The sequence below is a fragment of the Caldalkalibacillus uzonensis genome, assembly GCF_030814135.1.
Taxonomy (GTDB): domain Bacteria; phylum Bacillota; class Bacilli; order Caldalkalibacillales; family Caldalkalibacillaceae; genus Caldalkalibacillus; species Caldalkalibacillus uzonensis.
In genome coordinates this window covers 107,833-129,681 of record NZ_JAUSUQ010000006.1, presented here as the reverse complement: position 1 = coordinate 129,681, position 21,849 = coordinate 107,833, and the positions used below count along the sequence as shown (strand labels likewise).

The window sequence follows — 21,849 nt, the reverse complement described above, 5'->3', positions numbered from 1 at the left end:
CAGTCGCCACGCCATCTCCTCCTCTAAAGCTAAAAAATGCCCCAGGACCGTTCCCGGGGCTTGTCAGCATAAATGCTTGTGAATACTCTCACAAAGAATGTAACCAAAACCTTTAGAAGCATCAGTACAAGGATAAGCTTTTTTAGCAATACTAAGCTAAGGCATAAGCATATCTTCTTTAAAAAACTTATACCTCTGTTCTTCCTTCTCCCATCCAGACTGTCACTGTCGGCTCTGGCCTCTCACCAGATCCACCGCTTACCGCGGGTCACGGGCTCTAGATGATGCTTCGAAGCATTCATCTAATACCGCCGGTCGGGAATTTCACCCTGCCCCGAAGGAATCGATATACTGTTTGTCTTAAGTATACCTGTTTTTGTATACGCTGTCCATATCACTGGCTATCGATTCTTTTCTTGATGAAAGAACAAACCCTCTAGCTGGCCTGCTGGAGGGTTTGTTATCTCGTTCTGATGAAAAATGTCAATGAAAAACAAGGTTTCAGTCCCCGTATGTTCTGCTTCTCAACGACGGTTAAGGCATAGGAAACGGCCACTGCTGCATCGACCGCATTTCCTCCCTGTTCCAAAATGTCCATGCCCACTTCAACGGCTAAGGGATGAACGGCACTGACTCCGTAGTTTTTTCCTGTGACCTCGTACGCTTCTTCCGAATCCGTGTTATCATGGGCGCTGGCTGTACCGTTCAACACTTGAAAATGCAATCTGTCACTAAAATCCCCGGTAGAAACGGCAGTGAAGACCAGCGCCACGATCAGTAAACTAATGATCAACTTTCTGATACTTTTGTAATTCATCCGCAAGCTTCCCTCCTGCTCGATTAATGGTACGACTTTGGAAGATCCAGTCCCGTTTTAGGCTTTTACAGTTGAGTTGACCTTCACAGAAGAAAATATTCGAGCAGACTTTCAGGGTTTATGATCCATCTCCCCGAATTTAAGGAAGACATCCTAATGGATAACTATTTTTTCCTTAACCGGGATAACGTTTAAGTCTTATATACTCTAATAGTCTGCCTAAACCGCCCAAAACACCTGGGCCAAAGAACGCTGGTTAGATTTGTGGCATAAGTTATATACAGGAATATTGCAACAATTAATATTTTAAGAAAGGATGAAAAAATGATGAGCTTTGCACTTTCAGGATGGATGCTGTATATGATGTGGGCGGTTTTAGGTGTTATTGGTTTGAATTTGCTGGCCGGTATTTACCAGGCTTTCAAAAGCGATTCATTCTCTTTTTCCGTCTTACCAAATTTTTTAAGAAACTTTCTTCTTTTTGTGCTACCATTACTCTTGCTGGCCAATATGGCTCCCCTTGATCCGACGGGCTGGCTGGTCAAAGGTGGTTATTTAGTGGGGGCTGTCGGTGTCATCATCAAGTATTTGATCGATGTTAAAAATAAACTGTTTTAAAAGCATTTATACCCAAAATACCTGGGATGAGCTTATAGATTAATAGTATTAAACCACTTCTAAACGCCACGGAATGATTTGACTTCCTTCATTCTGCTAATCATTCAATGTTCTTTAACAAGCAGAAGGCTCACGGTGCAAACGTGAGCCTTTTTTCTATACAAAACATCCTCATTTCCCGATTTAAACCGTTTCTGATTCGCTTTCCCGCACTTTAATGGTTTTGATGCGGTCATGTCCTTCAAATTGGTCCACATGTTCCATGCCGCTCTTCACTTGGCCAAACACAGTATGGTGGCCGTCCAGGTGGGGTTGGGGCTGGTAACAGATATAGAACTGACTGCCTCCGGTATCACGTCCGGCATGAGCCATGGCAACTGAACCCCGTTGATGCTTATTAGGGTTGATCTCACATTTAATGGTATAACCTGGCCCGCCGGTGCCATCACCGCGAGGGCATCCGCCTTGAGCGACAAAACCGGGAATCACCCTGTGAAAAGTGAGTCCGTCATAAAATCCTTCTTTGGCCAACTTCACAAAATTGGCCACCGTGCCCGGAGCATCCTCGTCAAACAGCTCCAGTTCAATTTCAGCACCATTGTCCATCATAATAGTGGCATAACTTGCCATATTCACGCCTCCCCTTACTTTTGTGTAACTTTGGACACAAGAGGAACATCAAGTCTGAGCAGATCTTCATAGCTTTCCCGCTGAATAATGAGATGCGCCTCGCTATCTCTGGTCATGACGACAGCCGGGCGGGGGATTCGGTTGTAATTGTTGGCCATGGAGTAGCCGTACGCGCCTGTGCAAAAGACGGCCAGCAAATCACCTTGTTTTACAGGTGGCAAAGGAAGATCCCAAATCAAAATATCTCCTGTTTCACACAATTTGCCAGCAACCGTGTACACTTCACTTCTTTCCGCTGTCATCCGGTTGGCCAGACAAGCCTCATACTTGGCCTGGTACAAAGCGACGCGCAAGTTGTCACTCATTCCCCCGTCTACAGAGATGTATTGACGTACTCCGGGAACCTCTTTATGAGCGCCAATAGTATACACGGTGGTTCCTGCCTCACCCACAATGCTGCGTCCCGGCTCGATCCATACCTCAGGCAACGGTTGATTGATGGCCTGCCATTCTTGCTTAACACCGTCACACAGCGCATACACATATTCTTGGGGAGAAAGAGGGGTATCTTCCCTGGTATAACGAATGCCAAAGCCTCCTCCCAAGTTAAGCACAGACAATGGCCAGCCAAGCTCGTTTCCGGCTTCCTGCACAAACCCGGCCAAACGCTGAATCACTAATTGGAATGCTTTGGTGTCAAAAATTTGGGAGCCAATATGAGCATGTAAGCCAAGAACATGGTAATAAGGCTGGTTTACAGCTTGTTTGAGGGCCTGTAGTGCCTGCCCGCTGTTCAGATCAAACCCAAACTTAGAATCTTCCTGCCCTGTGGCAATGTAATCATGGGTGTGGGCTTCTACACCGGGGGTGATGCGCAGCAAGATCTTCACCTGCTGCTTGCGCGCTTCAGCCAAAGTATGCAACATGGCCAGCTCGGTAAAGTTATCTACGACAAAACAGCCAATTCCGGCCTCCAAGGCCATATTCAGCTCTTCCGGCGATTTATTATTGCCATGAAAATGAATTCGCTCGGGAGGAAACCCAGCCTTCAGGGCCGTATACAGTTCTCCCCCGGATACAACATCCAATGACAGTCCCTCTTCTTCTATTAATTGACACATGGCCACACTGCTAAACGCTTTACTGGCATAAGCCACTTGCGCTTTCATCCCTTTATCTTGGAAAGCTTGGACAAAAGCCCGGCATTGACGGCGGATTAATACTTCATCATAGATCATCAGCGGAGTTCCGTACGCTTCAGCAAGCTCCACCACATCGCATCCGCCAATCTCCAGGTGGCCTCTTTCGTTTATACGACTTGTTCCGTAGAGCACCATGATTCTAAGTTCTCCTCTCCTGACTCCATAGAATATTAAAAATATATCATAAAGAAGGGGTCTAGACAATGGCAAGAATTTTAAAGCGGTTGTTAAGGGGACAGGCGTTGTTAAGAAATTACCGGCCGGGCTGTTTCCGCTTATTCAGGGGATGAACAATGCTCGGCCTGGTTTTGGTCATGGAGGAGGTCAAACGCAAAATAACGGTGGCAAAGGCTTTCAGATTAAAGGGGATAAACGGCCACAAGTAAGGGGTGCGCAATGATTTCATCATGCTGAGAGCAACAAGCGTCACCGTTACCCCAATCACAAAACCGGGCACCTTAAACAGGACAACCAGAAGCAGCAAGCCCAGCCGAATCATTTTATTGGCCATACTGACCTCATAGGAAGGCGTGGCAAATGTGCCAATGGCTGCCACAGCCAAGTACAAAATCACCTCTGGCACAAACAAGCCCACCTGAATGGCAATTTCACCAATCAAAATGGCGGCCACCAAACCCATCGCCGTGGCCAGCGGTGTAGGCGTATGGATCGCGGCCATGCGCATCATATCAATGCCCAACTCGGCGATTAGAAATTGCAGAAAGATGGGCAAGGCGTAGTTATCTTTCTGAGGACCGATGAATTTTAATTTCTCCGGCAGAAGCGCTGGTTCCATGACAAACAATGTGTATAAAGGCAGGAGAAAGATGGCTGACAGTATGCCGATAAAGCGGATCCAGCGTACATACAACCCGATAAAAGGAGTTTGGCGGAATTCCTCCGCATGTTGCAAATGGTGAAAATAAGTAGTGGGCAGGATAATCACGGCTGGAGAGGTATCCACCATGATCAGAACGTGACCTTCATAGAGATGGGCAGCAGCCACATCGGGCCGTTCAGTAAAACGAACCTTTGGAAAAGGATTGTATCCCTGTTTAATCACAAACTCCTCAATGGCCTTCTCCCCCATGGGAATGCCGTCCACATCAATTTTTTCTAACTGTTGTCTTAGCTCCTCCACCAAGCGGGGATTGGCAATGTCTTTAATATAAGAAATACAAATATCTGTTTTGGAACGTTCCCCAACCTGATGCATCTCCATCCTCAGGCGTTCATCTCGAATGCGTCTGCGGACAATGGCCGTATTGTGAATAATATTTTCCGTAAATCCATCCCGGGAACCTCGCACTACCCGTTCCGTATCCGGTTCTTCCGGTTCCCGGCCCGGGTATTTGCGCACATCCACCACCAGCGCCTTCTCCCATCCCTCTCCCATGATCACCATTAATCCGGACAGCAATTGATCAATACAATCATCTATACTCTCTACCACTTCAACCTGGACATTGGCCAATGTTTCTTCAAACAGCGTTTTAAAAGCCCCTTCGTTGGTCAGTGGTTTATTTACAAAAGAAATTTGGCGCAATAGCTGGGTCATATTGGCTGTATCACTTAAGCCGTTAACAAAAAAGACATGAATATCCCGGTTTCCCACCTTATACTTACGACATCCTACGTCATAATTGGCCTTTAAGTCTAGACGCTCATCCATATATATATAGTTTTTTTCCAGCGACTTGTCAATTGTTCTCTTTTCCGTTAGCTTGTCCATGGCAGCCACTCCGTTCCAGAATGATTTCTACTGCTTTGTGTGTGACCGGGGCCCCATAGCGGATATGATCACGCCCCTTCATTTTGCCGATATCTCCAATCCCTACAATAATTGGAATGTGCAGCTGGTCAAGGGTTTCTACCGTATCGCCAAAAATGCATTTCTCGCGGGAAGGCAGCACATCCCCGTCCTTATCCACTCCTTGTTCCACAATACGCCCCTCTGCATCAATGACCACATCTGCATGGGCACATTTGGTTCGGGCCGTATTTGAAGCAACGGCAATCACGCCTAACACCTCAATTGACGGATGCATCGCCACCTGCAACATGGCCGATTCCCCACTACCATAACCCGCCTTTCCGTTATCATCAAACATGACTAAGACAGGCTCCTGTTTGGCCTGTAGAATAAGATCCACGATCTCTTCACCTGAAAGAGGAGTAGGATTACCGGCAGACCTGGTGATGCACCGGCCACCGATATCCTTGGCCACCTGCTGCAGCACTTGTCTGGCCACATCATCTCCGTCCGTAATGATAATGATGTGCCGTCTGACCATGTCCCGGTCCTTATTGTTCATCATCAGCATCCCCCCGAGCTTAGTCCTGCTTGGCCTGCCAAATACCTGGCCAAACCTCCTTCCGCTTTTATGAGAACGGGGCGAAAAACATCCAGTGAAACAGGGATCCCAGTACTTTCCCCAACACCATGGCCATCAATAACCACACCAATTTGTCCACCATGTGAATCCGCTTGGCCAAAATGGGCAATACATTAAGCACCTCTGTTAAAGCTGCTGCGAGCAAACCGACGAACATGCCGGCCAACAACCCGTATACAAGCACGACATCTTTAACTAGGTACAGCTCTGCTTCCCTTAAACCTATCCAGGACCAAAAAACAGCTCCGGCAATAATGCCACTTTGATACAAATGGATAAAGGCATGGGTTTTGGTGATTTGAGCCAGGCGGGGGACGATCCCCAACACAGTTAAAAAAGCCACCAGCCCTGCCCCAACCGCCAATCCTCCAGAAAGGCCAATTAAAATAAGCAACAGTGCTTTAAGTATTGTCATTCAATTTCTTTTCAACCTCCTTGTTTTCATGCATGACAACATACTGGTCAAGACTTTGCTGATAATTAAACATTTCAACTTCCAGTGGACTTGGCTCTTCATTGAGCCGCTTTTTGAATACATGGTTAAAAAATAAAATCATGCCAATGCCGATCCCAAGGGAATAGGGAATTTGCAGCCACAAGGGATGTGGTTCTTCCATTCCTGTGATCATCTTGTAGATACGCTGATGGACAGCCAACATACTCACATCTTCGTGAAAATTCATGATCGCTAAACCTGAACCGATAAAAAGTAAGATCCAGACAAATAACACAAGCACAAACTTGGGAGATTTTTGGGGATAGACGATTTCCAAAATGGTTTGGTTGGGACCCAAAATCTCCACTTCCAGATGTGGAACGGCCTCCCGCAAACGTTCAATCACTTTCATCACATCAATCACAATGAGATGTTTGTCCTCCGGGGTTACGGTGTGTATAAGAATCTGTCTTAATCTCTGTTCAAGGTCCGGCGCAACAATATACTGGGCAACATCCCCAAAATAGACGTGCTGCTTGGGCTGTACCTGAACACGATGGCGTAAGCGTATGTAAAGGCGCTCATTGCTGGCCATAAAACACACACCCCTTTTCTGCTCAAGTGCTGCAAGGTGAAACAATGTACAGGTCTTTAGTAGTATGTTCTCAACAGGATGGGAACATGTATCGCCTAAAAAACCCCCTCACTCTTCCAGTTCAGGAAAGTGAGGGGGCTTCTCAGCCGCTCATATATTCTTTGATCTGCTGGAGAATCTTTTTTTCCAGCCGTGACACTTGCACCTGGGAGATTCCCAGGCGTTCAGCCACTTCGGACTGGGTCTGGTCCTTGTAATAGCGCAGGTAAACAATCAGTCTCTCCCGTTCCGACAGCGTCGTCATGGCTTCCTTCAGGGCCAACTGGTCAAACCACTTTTGATCATTGTCATCGGATATCTGATCCATCAACGTAATTGGATCTCCATCATTTTCATAAACCGTTTCATGGATAGAGGCTGGCTCTCTCATCGCTTCCTGAGCAAAGACCACTTCTTCCGGTGAAATGTCTAAAGCCTCAGCAATTTCACTGACTCGTGGCTGGCGGCCAAGCTCCTTGGTTAATTCATCTTTTTTGCGCCGGATCCGGTTAGCCGTCTCCTTTAATGAACGGCTCACCTTCACAGAACCGTCATCCCTTAGGAAGCGTTGAATCTCCCCAATAATCATCGGCACCGCATAGGTGGAGAATTTGACATCGTAACTTAAATCAAATTTATCAATGGATTTGAGCAAGCCGATACACCCGATTTGAAACAAGTCCTCAGCTTCATAACCGCGATTTAAAAAGCGTTGGACAACGGACCAAACCAATCGGGTGTTACTTTGAACCAGACAGTCTCTGGCTTCTGTATCACCCTGTTGGCTTTGGTGTATCAGTGCTCTGATTTGCTCATCATCCAAATATTCTTGTGAACGGTTCCACTGTTTCACATCCAAATCCATAGGCATTCTCCTTAATTACATAAGGCTTGGTTCGGGTTGGTGATCAATTTTTTGACCAGTTTGACCGTTGTCCCTTTTCCCTCTTCACTGGTGACTTCCACGTGATCCATAAAGTTCTCCATAATGGTAAAGCCCATCCCCGACCGTTCCATTTCCGGCTTGGTGGTAAACAACGGCTGTCTGGCTTGTTCGATGTCCTTAATCCCTTGCCCTTCGTCCCTGATGATGATGGTGACTTCATTATCGTTGATTTCGGCAGAAAGAAAGACCCAGCCTTCCTCATTCTCCTCGTAGCCATGAATAATGGCATTGGTCACAGCCTCTGAAACCACTGTTTTAATTTCAGTTAGTTGTTCCAGATCGGGATCCAACTGAGAGACAAACGAAGCAACCGTCACCCGGGCAAACGCTTCGTTTTCACTTTTGGCTTTAAAACGGAGTTCCATTTTATTATGAAAAGTCATTTATGCCACCCCCAACGTTTCTAGAGCCTGCTCTTCCGAGTCAACAAACTTTAGGATTTTGAACATCCCCGACAACTCGAACAGACGATAGATGGTTGGGGAAATGGCACAAACAATCATTTGACCACCTTGTTGGGAAATTTGCTTATATCGTCCCAGGATAACCCCCAGACCGGAACTGTCCATAAAGGTCAGATCAGCCAAGTTCAAGAGAATATGGTTGATGTTTTCTTCGCTCAGTTTTTGTTCCGCTTTCCTGCGCAGTTGTTCGGCCGTATGATGATCCAGCTCACCGGCCAGGCGGATAATCAACACATCTTCTTTGGTGCTTAACTCGACGTGTAAGGCCACCTGCTCTTCTCCTCCTTATTTAAGGTGTGGTTCGTTCATAGATTGTTTTCTACACAAGGAGAAGGTTTTCCTTCCAGGTGACAAAACTAGAAAAAAGTCGAGCATTCTTGCGTCTTTTCCACCGTTTGTCGAATAGACAGAGGTGGTCTGTCAGGGGGTCACACTGAACAAAGCAGCACTTGTCCGTTTTAGCAATTGCCAGAAAGTAGCCCGAGGCATCTCTTCTGTGGCCACAATATCCATTTCGCTTTCAATACGTCCGTCTTTCTCAATCAAAACCTGTCCCAGGACATCTCCCATCTTTACAGGTGCGGAAACAAACTCCGGTTTTTGAATCGATGTTGTGAATTGATCTACAGATTCACCTTTTCTGGTTAGTACACTAATTTGGTACGGAGCAACCAGTTTCATCTTGGTCTGTGCCCCTTTGTCAACTGTAACTTCATCCAAAATATCTCCTTTTTTATAGATGGGATGGGTCTGGTAGTGGTTAAAGGCATAATCTAGCATTTGTACCACGTTTTTATTTCTCACTTTTGGGGTGGGCGTGCCCATTACAACGGCAATCATGCGCATGTCTCCCCGCTTGGCCGTAGCAGCCAGGCAGTACTTGGCCTCACTGGTGTAACCTGTTTTCAGCCCGTCCATGCCCTTGTAGAATTTGACCAGCCGGTTGGTGTTTACTAACCAGAACGGCCGGTCTGTATCCTGGCGCAAATAATCTTCATATAAACTTGTCAGGCGGGTTATGTCCTCATATTTTAATAAGGCCCTGGACATAATGGCGATATCCCTGGCTGAAGTATAATGATGATCTGCCGGAAGGCCGTTTGTGTTGGCAAAATGGGTGTTCTCCAAGCCCAATTGTTTTGCTTTCTCATTCATCATGCGCACAAAATTTTCTTCGGTTCCGGCAATATGTTCGGCAATGGCCACAGTAGCATCATTGCCTGAAGCAATGGCAATACCCTTCATCAGGTCTTCAACGGTCATTTCCTCCCCTGCTTCCAGAAAAATCTGGGAGCCACCCATTGATGCAGCCCGTTCGCTGGTTCTCACTTTATCGGACCAGTTCAGCTCTCCAGACTCAATTGCTTCCATTACCAGGAGCATGGTCATGATTTTGGTGATACTGGCAGGAGGCAAACGCAAGTCGGCATCCTTTTCATAGATGACAGTTCCTGTATCCATATCCATGAGAATGGCCGATTTTGCCTCAGGTGCCAAATCCACATTGCTCTCTTCAGCCGAGGCTATAAGAGCATCGTTGAAAACCAAACAGTGCACAAGTAGTAGGCAAACAAGTGTGAGTGCAACCTTTCCTTTCATAAACTCCCTCCATTCTTTTATTCCCCATTGTCGCCAAAACTTTAGCAAGATATTCCTCTTCGGAAAATAAAAAAGGCCAGGCTGCACCTGGTTGCAGGCCGGCCTGGCTTTTGCCTGATGTCTAGTGGATGACATCGTAAATCAGCGGCAGCTTGTTCACTTTTTCTTGGCCGATGGAAATGGCCCGCTTCAAGCGTTCCAGGCTTCCTGTCGGCTCTTCATCATTACTGTGCAAAACAGCCAACACTTCACCCTTTTGAACAGGGTCACCTACTTTTTTGCGCAAGGTGATGCCCACTGCATGATCAATGGTGTCATCTTTGGTGGTCCGCCCAGCCCCCAACAGCATGGCGGCAACCCCGACGGCCTCCGCATCAATCTTGCTGATAAACCCGTCTTCTTCTGCCTCTAATTCAAGATGATAGGTTGACTGGGGTAATCTTTCCGGATGATCGATCTGATCAGGATTGCCCCCTTGAGCCTCAACAAAGCGCTTGAACGTTTCCAAGGCCTGGCCGGATCTCAGTACCTTGTCCAGTTCAGCATAAGCACTGTCAAAGTTTGGATATATTTTTCCAGCCACAGTCATATGAGCGGCAATGGTTAAACACAAGGTGGTTAACCCTGCTTCTCCTTCCCCTCTTAACACTTCAATCGCTTCACGCACTTCGTTGGCATTGCCCACCTCATAGCCGAGAGGCTGATTCATGTCTGTAATCAGGGCGATCGTTTGGCGCTTCAGTTCTTTGCCAATGGAGACCATGGCTTTGGCCAAGGCTCTGGCATCTTCTAAATCTTTCATGAAGGCCCCTGAGCCTGTTTTGACATCCAAGACAATGGCATCCGCGCCAGAGGCAAGCTTTTTACTCATGATGGAGCTGGCGATAAGGGGAATGGAGTTGACTGTAGCTGTTACATCCCGGAGGGCATATAACTTTTTGTCCGCGGGAGCCAGGTTGCCGCTTTGCCCCACCAAAGCCAATTTAATCTCGTTCACATTGCGGATAAACTCTTCAGCAGAGAGTTCCGTTCGAAATCCATCGATGGACTCCAGTTTGTCAATGGTGCCTCCGGTGTGACCCAATCCCCGGCCGGACATTTTGGCCACCGGCACCCCCACCGTAGCCACCAGCGGAGCTACGATCAAGCTTGTTTTGTCCCCCACCCCGCCGGTGGAATGTTTATCCACTTTGATTCCCTTAATGGGAGATAAATCAATCGTATCACCTGACTTGACCATGGCCATGGTTAAGTGGGACGTCTCTTTACTGTTCATGCCTTGAAAATAGATGGCCATGGCCAGGGCCGACAGCTGATAATCAGGAATGGTGCCTTGTGTATAGCCTTCAATGATAAAATTAATCTCAGCTTCACTTAAAGCGTGACCATCTCGCTTTTTTTGAATGAGGTCCACCATTCTCATGACAGATTCACCTTACCTACAATCTCTTTAACCAGCGAAATAAACTTCGGTTTAGTCTGATTAGCCACTTCCACCACTTGCTCATGGGTGAGCGGTTCCAGCTCACTGCCGATGGCCATATCAGTAACACAGGAAATACCAATCACCTTCAGGCCGGTGTGGCTGGCCGCAATCACTTCCGGCACGGTGGACATGCCCACCGCATCACCACCCAAGTTGGCCAGCATGGTCAGTTCGGCCGGTGTCATGTAGTTGGGTCCGCTAATCCCGGCATAGACACCTTTTTGCACCTTAATGCCCAGTTTGCGGGCTGTCTCCTCCACAAATGCCACCAGTTCAGGGGTGTACGCTTGGGACATATCAGGAAAGCGGGGACCCAGCTCTTCGTGATTGGGACCGATCAGCGGGTTATTCCCTGTAAAATTAATGTGGTCGGTAATAATCATCAGGTCACCGGGAGAAAAAGCCCGGTTCATGCCACCACAGGCGTTGGTCACCACCAGCAATTTTACCCCAAGCTGCTTCATGACATAGACAGGAAAGACGACTTCCTGCATGGTATACCCTTCATAGTAGTGAAAGCGCCCCTGCATGGCCACCACCGCTTTGCCCCGCAGTTGGCCAAGCACTAAACGGCCGGCATGGCCAGCCACCGTGGAAACAGGAAAGTGAGGAATATCCCCATAATCAATATGTACGGCCTGTTCAATTTCCTCAGCCAAATCTCCCAAACCGGAACCCAGGATCAAACCGATCTCCGGACTCAGGTCACACTTATTTTTGATATATTGAACGGCTTCCCTTATTTTTACCAAGCGTTCCATGTTGATCCCTCCACCATTGAACTAAAAAATCATAGACTAAAGTTGTTTGACGATGCCTTTGACCAAGGTTAAAAATGTTTCCTTGACACGTTCAGCTGTCTCCATCACTTCTTCATGGGACAAAGGTTGATCCAGGATACCTGCAGCCATATTGGAAATGCAGGAAATGCCCAGCACCTCTAAGCCGCTGTGGGCGGCCACAATCACTTCCGGTACGGTAGACATGCCCACTGCATCGGCCCCCAGTTTGCGGAACATACGGATTTCAGCCGGCGTTTCATAGCTGGGACCTGTCACACCCACATATACACCCTTTTGCAGCGGAATACCCAGTTCGGCAGCTACCTTTTCAGCCTTCTCGCGCAAAAGGGGAGTATAAGCCTGGGACATATCCGGAAAGCGGGGACCCAGCTCATCATCGTTGGGTCCGATTAATGGATTTTGGAACGTGAAATTAATATGACTCTCAATTAGCATCAAATCCCCAGGTGAAAAATCGGGGTTAATGCCTCCCGCTGCATTGGTCACAACCAGTTTGGCAACACCCAGCTTCTTCATCACCCGTACCGGTAAGGTAACCAGTTGCAAGTCGTATCCCTCATAATAATGGAAGCGGCCTTGCATAGCCAGCACCGGGCGCCCCTCCAACTTACCGGCCACCAACTGCCCGGCATGACCAGCCACTGTCGATTCCGGAAAACCAGGAATCTCGCTGTAGGGAATTTTGACCGGATTTTCAATTTCAGCGGCTAATACGCCCAGACCAGAGCCCAAGATCAGGCCGATCTCAGGCTTAATGTTCAGTTTCTCCTGCAGATAATCAACAGCTTGTGCATAAGTTTCCCGCATTTATGTCTCCCTCCTGATCGAATGTAAATCGGTTAAGAAACTGCTGCCGTGCTGCGGCTGGCGGACCCCGAAGTTATCGGCAATAGTGGCCCCCACATCACTAAAGGTCTTCCGCAGACCAAGATCAAGTCCCCGCTTAAATGAAGGAGAGTAGCATAACAAGGGGACATATTCCCTGGTATGGTCTGTGCCGTGATGGGTGGGATCATTACCATGATCCGCAGTAATCATTAACAGATCACTTTCCTTCAGTCTCTCCAAGACTTCTGGCAGACGTGCATCAAAGGCTTCCAAGGCTTGGCCGTAGCCTTCAGGATCACGGCGATGACCATACACCGCATCAAAATCAACGAGGTTAAGAAAGCTCAGACCATGGAAATCCTCAGCCTGGCTGGCCACTAACTTATCCAGACCATCCATGTTGGATTTGGTCTTAATCGCTTTGGTGACACCCTCATTGTCATAAATATCACTGATTTTGCCCAGGGCAATCACATCATATCCTGCCTCTTGCAAAAAGTTCATTACGGTGGGACCAAACGGTTTCAAGGCGTAGTCCCGCCGGTTAGCCGTCCGCTCAAACTGGCCCGGCTGCCCGGTAAACGGACGGGCAATGACACGGCCCAGCATATACGGCTCATCCTTGGTCAATTCCCGGGCCACCTCACAAATCCGGTACAATTCCTCTAACGGCACAACTTCTTCATGGGCCGCAATCTGGAAAACACTATCCGCCGAGGTGTACACAATTAAGTGACCTGTACGCATATGCTCTTCGCCCAACTCTTTAATAATTTCTGTTCCTGAGGCCGCTTTGTTGCCAATCACCTTGCGTCCAACCCGTTGCTCAAATTCACTGATCAGTTCCGCAGGGAATCCGGTTTCGGTAAAGGTACGGAAAGGGACATCAACCCGGAGCCCCATTATTTCCCAATGGCCGGTCATGGTATCTTTGCCCGCAGATGCTTCCTGCATGCGGCCATAGGCAGCCAAGGGCTGGCTGGCTGCAGGAATACCTTTGACCGGCTCTATATTCCCCAGACCCAATTTTTGCATATTAGGCATATGTAAGCCTCCCAGATGCTCAGCAATATGACCCAGGGTGTGGGCTCCTTCATCGCCAAACTGCTCTGCATCAGGCATGGCTCCGATTCCTACACTGTCCAAGACAATCAAAAAGATCCGTCGGTATGCGTTCACGTTGCTGCCTCCTCTGTACACAATTAGCTTCCTGTTTCTGCCGTCCTTAAGCACGGGGATGGGCTTGGGAATAAACATCTTTCAGGCGCACTTTAGTGACATGTGTATAAATTTGGGTGGTGGAGATATCCGCATGGCCCAGCATTTCCTGAACAGCCCTAAGATCAGCTCCGTTCTCCAAAAGATGGGTGGCAAAAGAGTGTCGCAACGTATGAGGGGTAATTTCTTTCTTAATGCCGGCCTGGGCAGCATATTTTTTAATGATTTTCCAAAACCCCTGTCTTGAGAGCGGCTTACCGTGATGATTAAGGAACAGAACCTTTTCCCGCTTGCTCTTATCCAGTTTGCGTCGCCCGTTATTAATATAATGGGCTAAGGCATTTACTGCCTCTTGTCCCAAGGGGATAATTCTTTCTTTGGATCCCTTGCCCATACACTTAATAAACCCCATTTGCAAATGGACATCGTCCAGGCGCAGGGAGATCAACTCACTGACCCGGATGCCTGTGGCATAAAGCACTTCCAGCATGGCTTGGTCACGCTGCCCGAAAGGCGTCGAAGATGAAGGTGCCTGTAACAAGCGCTCCACTTCACTGACAGACAGAACCTGGGGCAATTTTTTTTCCATTTTGGGCGTTTCAATGTGGGCGGAAGGGTCGTAGGCGCATTTTTCATCGTGAATTAAAAAGCGGAAAAAAGTACGGATCGCTGAGAGATGGCGGTTAATAGTGGCATCGGCCTTGCCTTCCTTACGCAACTCCAGCAAAAAGGATAAAATATGCTCCCGCTTGACGTCGCCGGGGGTGAGGCAGCTTTGTTTGGTCAAAGAAGAGAGAAAACGTGTCAAATCCCGGCGGTAAGAGTCGATAGTGTTGGCGGATAATCCTTTTTCAACAAGCAAATAGTGTAAAAAAGCATCCAATTCCTCTTTCATTGACCCTGCTCCTTTATATTTCCTGCCTAACCTCGCTTAGATATGCTTCGACACAAACGAGCATATTCCTGCTCCTATTCACCAAACCAATAGAAAAACATCAAACGCTGTTTCACGTCATGAAAAGATTGCATCGATTCTTCCCGCTGAGGGTCAAAAACCTTCACCGCCCGTCCCTTGGGTCTCTCCTCCTCACTGTGCTGCTCCAGGGCATCGGCCACCCAGACGATGATCACATAAAAAAAAAGGGTCAAAGCAGCAAAAACCGCCATAATCTTGATCACATCCACCAAGCGCATATAGGATTCCCGCATGGACATCCCTCCTCTATTAGAAGGTATGCCACCAAGTTCTCCTTTCATACATTCTGTACACAAAAAAGAAAGGGCCATACAGGATGTGACCCCTTCAAAAGTGCCAAGGTCTCAACCTATCGCTTTATCCAAAGGCGTATACGGCAGCTGGTGTGCTTCAGCCACTGCTTGATACGTCAAGGCGCCATTAACCGCGTTAACACCTAAAGCCAAAGCAGGGTCCTGTTTAATCGCCGCTCCAGGTCCCAGGCTGGCGATTTTCAGTGCATAGGGCACTGTCACATTGGTCAGGGCGATTGTGGACGTTCTGGGCACCGCCCCGGGCATATTGGCCACAGCATAGTGAACCACCCCATGTTTGACATAAGTCGGATCGCTGTGGGTGGTGACCCGGTCAATCGTTTCGATCGATCCACCTTGATCTATGGCCACATCTACAATCACCGAACCGGGACTCATCTGTTTAACCATGTCCTCCGTGACCAGCTTGGGGGCTCTAGCTCCCGGAATCAAAACGGCACCAATGACCAGGTCCGCTTGTTTCACAGCCGTTTCAATATTGTAGCTGTTGGACATCAGGGTCTGCAGCCGTCCGCCGTACAAATCATCCAACTCCCGTAAGCGCTCTGGGTTAATATCCAGAATGGTCACTTGCGCACCCAACCCCATCGCCATCTTTGCTGCGTTGGTTCCAACAACCCCGCCGCCGATAATCACCACCCGGCCCGGACTGACCCCGGGAACGCCGCCGACCAGGATCCCTTTTCCCCCTTTTGGCTTCTCCAGGAATTGAATGCCGACCTGTACCGACATCCGTCCCGCCACTTCTGACATAGGGGTTAAAAGAGGCAGTGAGCGATCAGCCAACTGAATGGTTTCGTAAGCAATGGCCGTCACTCTCTTTTCCAACAATGCTTTGGTCAAGGTCTCTTCTGCTGCCAAGTGCAAGTAAGTAAACAACACCAGGCCGGGACGGAAAAAGGCGTACTCTTCAGGAAGTGGTTCCTTCACCTTCATGACCATGTCTGCCATGCCCCATACATCTTGAGCTGTATGTACAATTTCAGCACCAGCTTCTTCATAGTGCTCATTGGTAAAACCGCTCCCCAGACCTGCATTATTTTCCATCATGACGCGATGGCCCGCTTTGACCAGCGCTTGGACACCTGCGGGGGACAAGGCCACGCGGTTCTCATTGTTTTTGATCTCTTTGGGCACACCAATAATCATCACACAGACCTCCCTTTATGAGGTAGGATGCGAACAAGAGGCCCAATTCATACAGCAGAAACCCATTTTCATATATCTATCTTCTTGACCGTCTAAACCTCCAAAGCAAAAAAGGCTATTGAACTCAATAGCCTTAGAGTGCTGCTTGTCTAGTCTAACCCTAACCCTTTGCTTTCGCAGGTTTAGTTTGTTCTGCCTCTGGGAGCGGTTGATTGTTTTCCTGTTGACAGCGATGGCAAATACCATGGAAGATTAAACGGTGATCCAGGATTTTAAACTGAAAATCTTCTTCCACTTTATGCTCTACATTTTGCAAGAGATCTTCCATTATTTCATCCACAGCCCCGCACTGAACGCAAATTAAATGATGGTGATGACGCTCCGCTCCTTCTTCCCGGAATTCGTAGCGGGCCACACCATCGCCGAAATTCAATTTATGGATAATTTTCAGGTCACTCAACAGCTCTAATGTTCGATAAACAGTGGCCAAACCAATTTCCGGTGCCTTCTCCTTGACCAACAGGTAAACATCTTCCGCGCTCAGATGATCGTCCTCATGTTCAAGTAGAACACGAACAGTCGCCTCCCGTTGAGGCGTCAATTTATAGTTATGGGAGTGCAAGTGCTGCTTGATGCGCTCGATACGGTCTTCCACGTAGATACCCCTCCCCAGAAGGCTTATCCTGTTCCTTATTATAGAAGAGGCAGCCCTGCACGTCAAATAAACAGCTGAAAACTTTAAGCTACAGTAATCCTCTCATCAGGAGAGGAGAGAGATAGGTTTGGAACAAAGCAACTATAAGCAGGACGGCGGCGGCTATAGCCATTGCACCGATATATTTGGCCAGACTGAGCTTTTGATAGGTTCTGTTTTGCCTGAAAAGGTGGGCGATCAATTTCAGAGAAAAGGAAATGCTGATCACGCTCATCATCAAAATTAAAGGGACCACAATCATATTCTGCGGAATCACGGACACAAAGGAAAACATAAACCCTTTCATGCCCATTTGATGAACCAGAAAACCGACAGTGAAGCCAACAAACACACCCTTTAAAAAAACCATGATTAAAATGACAGGCAAACCGATAATAGATAAGCCCAGCACCCAGATAATCCCCACGTACTTCAAGTAGTGAATGAAGTTCTGGTAAAAAGCATAGCCTGGGTCCACAATGTTATTCCTGGCAAACTCGTCAAGAAACTGCTGAAAGTAAGTATATAAATCATGCTGCTGGGCATAGCCCAAACTTTGCACAGTCAGTGTCCCAAATATAATACCCATGACAAACAGCACAACGATGAACAGATATAAAGCGGAGTGCTCTTGAACATGGTTCCAAATAACTTGTCCTATTCTTTGCTTCATCCCGGGGCCTCCTCACATCGGTTTACTCTATCCTATGTGCCTCCTCCCCGGTATATGACACCTTTCCGTATCTACCTCCTCCCCCGCTAACAATGGCAGCTTGTCCCGCTCTGGCTTGTACAATCATATTTGCCACTTCAGTGGGAATCCACTGCTGTAACTGGTCTATCGATGCGTAATGGATGACGTTCATCTCTGAACCAAACACATTGATTAATTTTTGCAAGCGCTTGGGTCCCAGACCAGGGATAAACTCAAGGGGCACCTGATAGATGTATGGCGGCCGATGTGGAGGATGGTCCCCCGTTGTGCCTGGAGCGGGTGAATTTAGAATGGCTGATTGCTGACCAGCAGCCAATTGGTGTAAACGCTGGCTCACTTCCCGGTGATATTTGCCCAATTTTGGATCAAGACCATAATTGGCTATCACCCGCTGGTTATCCTCCCTGCGCAAAGCTTTCTTCAGATGGGCAAAATCCGCTTCGTTCACCTGCAACTGTTGATATTCCCGGCCAATCTTAGGCAGGGAATGGGCATCGGAATTGGTTAGAAATGTAAATGAATGGAGTTCAGGCAATTGATCTGCCATGTTGCTGTCTGAACTAAGTCCCAATTCAATCCCATCCACCAACTCCAGATCCATGACTTCCCCCATAAAAGTCTCTACCCCTCTGCCATAGACGCTTTTGTAAGGGGTAAAGACATGAGCGGGCACAAACAGCCCTTCCAGTGCCCTCACTTCCTGTTGCAGCTCTCGCATGCTGACATAACTGCGCTGTGAGCTGAGGGTCATGTTTTTTTGGTACTTGCTCATCCAGGTGCTGAATCGTGTCATCACCTCCAGTGTAGGCAGATAGCACAACACATGAATAGGCCCCCTGCAAGATTCATCCCAGATTTCCATTTCCGTGCCCAAGATCAGCGTCGTCCGTCCGTAACGAATGCCGCCCCCTGAGAGTGACTCCGCCCTCCCCTCCCTGATCAGCTGCTTCAATTCGGCCAACACCTCAGGTACATGGCAGTCAATCACGCCAATCATATCAAGCCCTTTACGAGTTGAGGCCTCTTTTAGCACCGCACTAATGGTCATGTGGCCGGAAGCCGCTATTTTCACCTGTTTAGCTGTTTTGGTCCGGCCAATATGAATATGAAGATCAGCAAAAATCGTCTGTTCACCCATCTCATTCACCCAGTCCCTACTTGCCCAGCTGTGCCTTTAAACGTTTATTCTGCCAATACATTAAGGCAAATACAGTTTTGGCATCATGAATTTGCTCGGCGGCCATCAGCTCCAGCCCTTCCTCCAAACTGATCAGCTGCGCCTCCACAAATTCATCTTCATCAGGATGCACCTTCCCCTGTGTTAAACCAGTGGCCTCAAAAATATACAAAAGCTCGTCCGCAAAGCCGGGGGAAGTATAAAAGGAGGTGACCAGTTGCAAGCTCTCCGCCGCAAAACCTGTCTCTTCCTCCAATTCCCTCAACGCACAGGAGGCGGGATCCTCCCCTTTTTCCAGTTTGCCGGCTGGGATCTCATAGATCTCCTTCTCCAGAGGCTTGCGGAACTGCCTGACCACCACCATTCTCCCGTCAGTGGTAAAAGGCATGACAGCCACTGCACCGGGATGTTTCACTACTTCCCGTGTACTGGTTTGTCCATTGGGCAATTCTACTTCATCAACCTGCAGGGAAATCATTCGCCCCTGGAAAATCGGCTTGGTGTGTATGGTTTTTTCATAAAAAGGTTTCACTTATAATTCCTCCATCATGTTCAAGTATCATTAGTCATCTTACCAGATGAACGGTAAAAATGAAATACGGCGCCTACTGCGGCAAAAAAGGAGGGATCATCTGCGTACGATCTCCCCATTGTCTTCACCGTGCCGTACCATTGCAAGGCCTCTTCCAATTCGCGGTGAAAATGGTACACAGGTATGGGAATGACCTCATGCTTCTCCCGCAGTTGGTTCATCTGCTCTTCAAGGATCTCATCGGAAATCCGCCCGTCTTCGTAGTAGGTACTTATCTGGGTAGGATAGGGAATACAGGCTTTAGCCAACGTGTGTGCTAACAGGGGATAGCGGGTATGCTCGCTTAGTCCCTTGTGCCGGCTGCGCTGATCACCCCACTGAATACGAGGAATCACCACTGGCACTCCTCCGCTAGTGGCAATGACATGGATCCAGTGGGCCAGCTGCATGCCACTAAACCCTCGGATAGTGCGTGTGCCGACAACACCCGGTCCCTGAGTGATGATAATATCATCGGCACCAACCACCTTGACTGCCGCTTCCAGGGCCGTATACACATTGACGGTCTCTACATCTCCACCCACCGCCTGGCCGTATGTAATCGTGGTCAGCCTGACCTGTTTTTGCAGTCGGCGGATGTGGTCACTAAACCCAATATGCAGGGCAGCTTGATCGTCCATGATGTAGGCAATTCTGCGCTCAGGCTGCCAACAGTACAGCAGGGCGGCCAATACTGGCAGCATGCTGTGCAGCTCCCCGGCAATCACATAACGCCCCTGTAAGGAAAAGGGCTGGCAAAACAGGGAATGCGCCTCGCTCTCTTCACATTCCGCTGTTTGCACCGGTGTTTGACTTGGTGAATAGCGGAGCTTGATGATCCGCCCAGCATAGGGCCACAGCTTGAAGTTACGGGGGTGTTCATCCTTCCCCGCAAGCGCTGAATGCTGTGGAGGAGGACTCTCGGCCTGCCAATCGATGTCAGTGGCCATCACAAAACCAAATCCTCCCGTTCCAAGCTGCAAATCGACCCCGGACATGTTAACCAGCACCCGCTCACCATTCTGCAGGCGATGTCCGGCATACCGGTAATGGATGGCCCGAATTAACTCTTGCCTGGATTCGAGCCAGATAAGCACCTGTTGAATGGTATCGGTCTCAAGTTCAATCTGGCGCACTTCCCCCCAAAAACCGATCATCCCTTTCCCCCCTCCCCCTTTCTAAACATTGTATGTTGCAGGTCTCGGCTCATGTATATTTACGCTGAAAGAGGGAATGTTAAATATGTCACCTTAGTCAAAAGGAGTATCGTTTATGAATGACAACGTCCAACAACTGACGGAGTGGTTTAACGCCAACCGGGGACAGCAGCTGTTGATTAACAAAGAAGAATTAGAGGTGGGAACCGGACAGGTGAGTGATCATGATCAAGTGAGGCTGTGGTTGGAAAAAGTGACCCTGCGCCAGCTGGAAAAGGAAGATGCGGAGCATTATCTAGCTTCTCAAGAAGTGCTGCTCTACGGGCGAGGCATCGTTCACAGTGAAGCAGGTGAAGCTCCCTTGCCCCAGCAAGTGTATGAAATTCCCCTTCAGGGACATATTAATCTTAGCCACCAGGAGAGGAACATGCGTATTCAAACTGAACGGGCGCGATACACCATTCAAGTGGAATAGTTTTCCAGCCATGTTCAATACAATGTTTTGGTAAAGTGCGTATAAGCTTACGGCAAGGTGGCAAACTATAGCCAAAACGGAACAGGATCAACAGCATAAACAAAACCCTACAACGGTGGGCTGTAGCCAAGTGGTAAGGCAACGGATTTTGGCTCCGTGATTCGCTGGTTCGAATCCAGCCAGCCCAGCCATTTTTCTTTTTTTGGCCCCTCGGATCATCAAATCTGGCATTTACATGCTTTTCAAACTGCTTTATAATGTTGATGTGAAGGAGCAAAGGAGGGGAAATCATCATGCCACGTATGTATCGTGTATTTGCTTTCTGGACAGCTGTCATTGCTATGCTGGCCTATGCAGGACATATGGAAGTTATGGCCCTTTTATTTTTTGCCCAGACTGCATTTTTCCTGGCATTAAGTTATATGAACCTGTCTGAACGTGGATATATTTATGTGTTTGCGGGCTACCTCGTCTTATTCTTCGTTGGCTTTACATATTACACCACTTTCATGATGTGAACATACCTGCCTTGTGTTCTTAAAAA

At 48.2% G+C, this 21,849-nt stretch carries 26 protein-coding genes, 1 tRNA gene and 1 riboswitch; of the genes, 4 read left to right on the top strand and 23 right to left on the bottom strand.

All coding sequences use genetic code 11. The features are described from left to right. Positions 1 to 198: 198 nt before the first annotated feature. Positions 199 to 346, bottom strand: a riboswitch (FMN riboswitch). 114 nt (positions 347 to 460) lie between these two features. Beyond that, positions 461 to 817, bottom strand: a complete 357-nt coding sequence (locus J2S00_RS09600; protein WP_307338740.1) for a gamma-glutamyltransferase — start codon at positions 815 to 817, stop codon at positions 461 to 463. 327 nt (positions 818 to 1,144) lie between these two features. Here J2S00_RS09600 and J2S00_RS09595 point away from each other — a divergent pair, with 327 nt between their 5' ends. Next, complete coding sequence (locus J2S00_RS09595) at positions 1,145 to 1,435, top strand: hypothetical protein (protein WP_307338738.1); 291 nt, start codon at positions 1,145 to 1,147, stop codon at positions 1,433 to 1,435. Between the two features lie 183 nt (positions 1,436 to 1,618). Here J2S00_RS09595 and J2S00_RS09590 read toward each other — a convergent pair whose 3' ends face one another. From J2S00_RS09590 to J2S00_RS09485, 22 genes are all read right to left on the bottom strand, one after another. Then, positions 1,619 to 2,065: a peptidylprolyl isomerase gene (locus J2S00_RS09590; RefSeq protein WP_307338736.1), complete on the bottom strand. Its 447-nt coding sequence runs from the start codon at positions 2,063 to 2,065 to the stop codon at positions 1,619 to 1,621. A 14-nt stretch (positions 2,066 to 2,079) separates the two neighbouring features. Further along, positions 2,080 to 3,402 carry a diaminopimelate decarboxylase gene (gene lysA / locus J2S00_RS09585; protein ID WP_307338735.1) on the bottom strand — a complete coding sequence of 441 codons (1,323 nt, stop codon included), beginning with the start codon at positions 3,400 to 3,402 and terminating at the stop codon, positions 2,080 to 2,082. A 118-nt stretch (positions 3,403 to 3,520) separates the two neighbouring features. Continuing rightward, positions 3,521 to 4,999 (bottom strand): spore germination protein, encoded by a 1,479-nt coding sequence (locus tag J2S00_RS09580; RefSeq protein ID WP_307338733.1) that lies wholly within the window; start codon positions 4,997 to 4,999, stop codon positions 3,521 to 3,523. Then, on the bottom strand, positions 4,968 to 5,582 hold the full coding sequence (spoVAEA, locus tag J2S00_RS09575) for a stage V sporulation protein SpoVABEA (protein ID WP_307338965.1): 615 nt from the start codon (positions 5,580 to 5,582) through the stop codon (positions 4,968 to 4,970). Before spoVAEA ends, J2S00_RS09580 begins: the two co-directional genes overlap by 32 nt. Positions 5,583 to 5,649: 67 nt before the next feature. Next, complete coding sequence (locus tag J2S00_RS09570) at positions 5,650 to 6,078, bottom strand: stage V sporulation protein AB (RefSeq protein WP_307338730.1); 429 nt, start codon at positions 6,076 to 6,078, stop codon at positions 5,650 to 5,652. After that, a complete protein-coding gene (locus J2S00_RS09565) occupies positions 6,065 to 6,694 on the bottom strand; it encodes a stage V sporulation protein AA (protein WP_307338729.1) in 630 nt (209 codons plus the stop codon). The genes J2S00_RS09570 and J2S00_RS09565 overlap by 14 nt, the downstream gene beginning before the upstream one ends. Before the next feature lie 142 nt (positions 6,695 to 6,836). Next, entirely contained in the window at positions 6,837 to 7,598 is a 762-nt protein-coding gene (gene sigF / locus J2S00_RS09560; RefSeq protein WP_307338726.1) for an RNA polymerase sporulation sigma factor SigF, read from the bottom strand. Between the two features lie 11 nt (positions 7,599 to 7,609). Then, positions 7,610 to 8,062, bottom strand: coding sequence for an anti-sigma F factor (gene spoIIAB, locus J2S00_RS09555; RefSeq protein ID WP_307338724.1), 453 nt, complete (start codon positions 8,060 to 8,062; stop codon positions 7,610 to 7,612). Beyond that, positions 8,063 to 8,413, bottom strand: coding sequence for an anti-sigma F factor antagonist (gene spoIIAA / locus J2S00_RS09550; RefSeq protein ID WP_307338721.1), 351 nt, complete (start codon positions 8,411 to 8,413; stop codon positions 8,063 to 8,065). A gap of 150 nt (positions 8,414 to 8,563) precedes the next feature. Further along, positions 8,564 to 9,742 (bottom strand): D-alanyl-D-alanine carboxypeptidase family protein, encoded by a 1,179-nt coding sequence (locus J2S00_RS09545; protein WP_307338718.1) that lies wholly within the window; start codon positions 9,740 to 9,742, stop codon positions 8,564 to 8,566. A 121-nt stretch (positions 9,743 to 9,863) separates the two neighbouring features. Next, a complete protein-coding gene (locus tag J2S00_RS09540) occupies positions 9,864 to 11,165 on the bottom strand; it encodes a pyrimidine-nucleoside phosphorylase (RefSeq protein WP_307338716.1) in 1,302 nt (433 codons plus the stop codon). Next, on the bottom strand, positions 11,162 to 11,989 hold the full coding sequence (locus J2S00_RS09535; protein WP_307338713.1) for a purine-nucleoside phosphorylase: 828 nt from the start codon (positions 11,987 to 11,989) through the stop codon (positions 11,162 to 11,164). The genes J2S00_RS09540 and J2S00_RS09535 overlap by 4 nt, the downstream gene beginning before the upstream one ends. A 36-nt stretch (positions 11,990 to 12,025) precedes the next feature. Then, on the bottom strand, positions 12,026 to 12,838 hold the full coding sequence (locus J2S00_RS09530; RefSeq protein ID WP_307338710.1) for a purine-nucleoside phosphorylase: 813 nt from the start codon (positions 12,836 to 12,838) through the stop codon (positions 12,026 to 12,028). Further along, on the bottom strand, positions 12,839 to 14,038 hold the full coding sequence (gene deoB, locus J2S00_RS09525) for a phosphopentomutase (protein WP_307338707.1): 1,200 nt from the start codon (positions 14,036 to 14,038) through the stop codon (positions 12,839 to 12,841). It abuts the gene before it with no gap. Between the two features lie 46 nt (positions 14,039 to 14,084). After that, on the bottom strand, positions 14,085 to 14,972 hold the full coding sequence (gene xerD / locus J2S00_RS09520; protein ID WP_307338704.1) for a site-specific tyrosine recombinase XerD: 888 nt from the start codon (positions 14,970 to 14,972) through the stop codon (positions 14,085 to 14,087). 74 nt (positions 14,973 to 15,046) lie between these two features. Continuing rightward, a complete protein-coding gene (locus tag J2S00_RS09515) occupies positions 15,047 to 15,286 on the bottom strand; it encodes a DUF4227 family protein (protein ID WP_307338702.1) in 240 nt (79 codons plus the stop codon). Positions 15,287 to 15,397: 111 nt separating this feature from the next. Then, positions 15,398 to 16,516: an alanine dehydrogenase gene (gene ald, locus J2S00_RS09510; RefSeq protein ID WP_307338699.1), complete on the bottom strand. Its 1,119-nt coding sequence runs from the start codon at positions 16,514 to 16,516 to the stop codon at positions 15,398 to 15,400. Between the two features lie 160 nt (positions 16,517 to 16,676). Next, positions 16,677 to 17,171 (bottom strand): ferric iron uptake transcriptional regulator, encoded by a 495-nt coding sequence (fur, locus tag J2S00_RS09505; protein WP_307338697.1) that lies wholly within the window; start codon positions 17,169 to 17,171, stop codon positions 16,677 to 16,679. Positions 17,172 to 17,259: 88 nt separating this feature from the next. Next, the gene (gene spoIIM / locus J2S00_RS09500; RefSeq protein WP_307338695.1) at positions 17,260 to 17,883 is read right to left on the bottom strand and encodes a stage II sporulation protein M; all 624 of its coding nucleotides are present in this window, start codon (positions 17,881 to 17,883) and stop codon (positions 17,260 to 17,262) included. A gap of 22 nt (positions 17,884 to 17,905) precedes the next feature. Beyond that, positions 17,906 to 19,063 carry an endonuclease Q family protein gene (locus J2S00_RS09495; RefSeq protein WP_307338692.1) on the bottom strand — a complete coding sequence of 386 codons (1,158 nt, stop codon included), beginning with the start codon at positions 19,061 to 19,063 and terminating at the stop codon, positions 17,906 to 17,908. 16 nt (positions 19,064 to 19,079) lie between these two features. Continuing rightward, positions 19,080 to 19,634 carry an NUDIX hydrolase gene (locus tag J2S00_RS09490; protein ID WP_307338690.1) on the bottom strand — a complete coding sequence of 185 codons (555 nt, stop codon included), beginning with the start codon at positions 19,632 to 19,634 and terminating at the stop codon, positions 19,080 to 19,082. Between the two features lie 20 nt (positions 19,635 to 19,654). Continuing rightward, positions 19,655 to 20,830 carry a DUF3866 family protein gene (locus J2S00_RS09485; protein WP_307338687.1) on the bottom strand — a complete coding sequence of 392 codons (1,176 nt, stop codon included), beginning with the start codon at positions 20,828 to 20,830 and terminating at the stop codon, positions 19,655 to 19,657. Between the two features lie 115 nt (positions 20,831 to 20,945). Between J2S00_RS09485 and ymzB the strand changes: the two genes are divergently transcribed. From ymzB to J2S00_RS09470, 3 genes are all read left to right on the top strand, one after another. Continuing rightward, a complete protein-coding gene (ymzB, locus tag J2S00_RS09480; RefSeq protein WP_307338684.1) occupies positions 20,946 to 21,305 on the top strand; it encodes a protein YmzB in 360 nt (119 codons plus the stop codon). A 116-nt stretch (positions 21,306 to 21,421) separates the two neighbouring features. Beyond that, positions 21,422 to 21,496 (top strand) — tRNA-Gln (locus J2S00_RS09475). Positions 21,497 to 21,598: 102 nt separating this feature from the next. After that, a complete protein-coding gene (locus tag J2S00_RS09470) occupies positions 21,599 to 21,823 on the top strand; it encodes a DUF2626 family protein (protein ID WP_307338681.1) in 225 nt (74 codons plus the stop codon). The last annotated feature ends 26 nt before the right edge of the window (positions 21,824 to 21,849 follow it).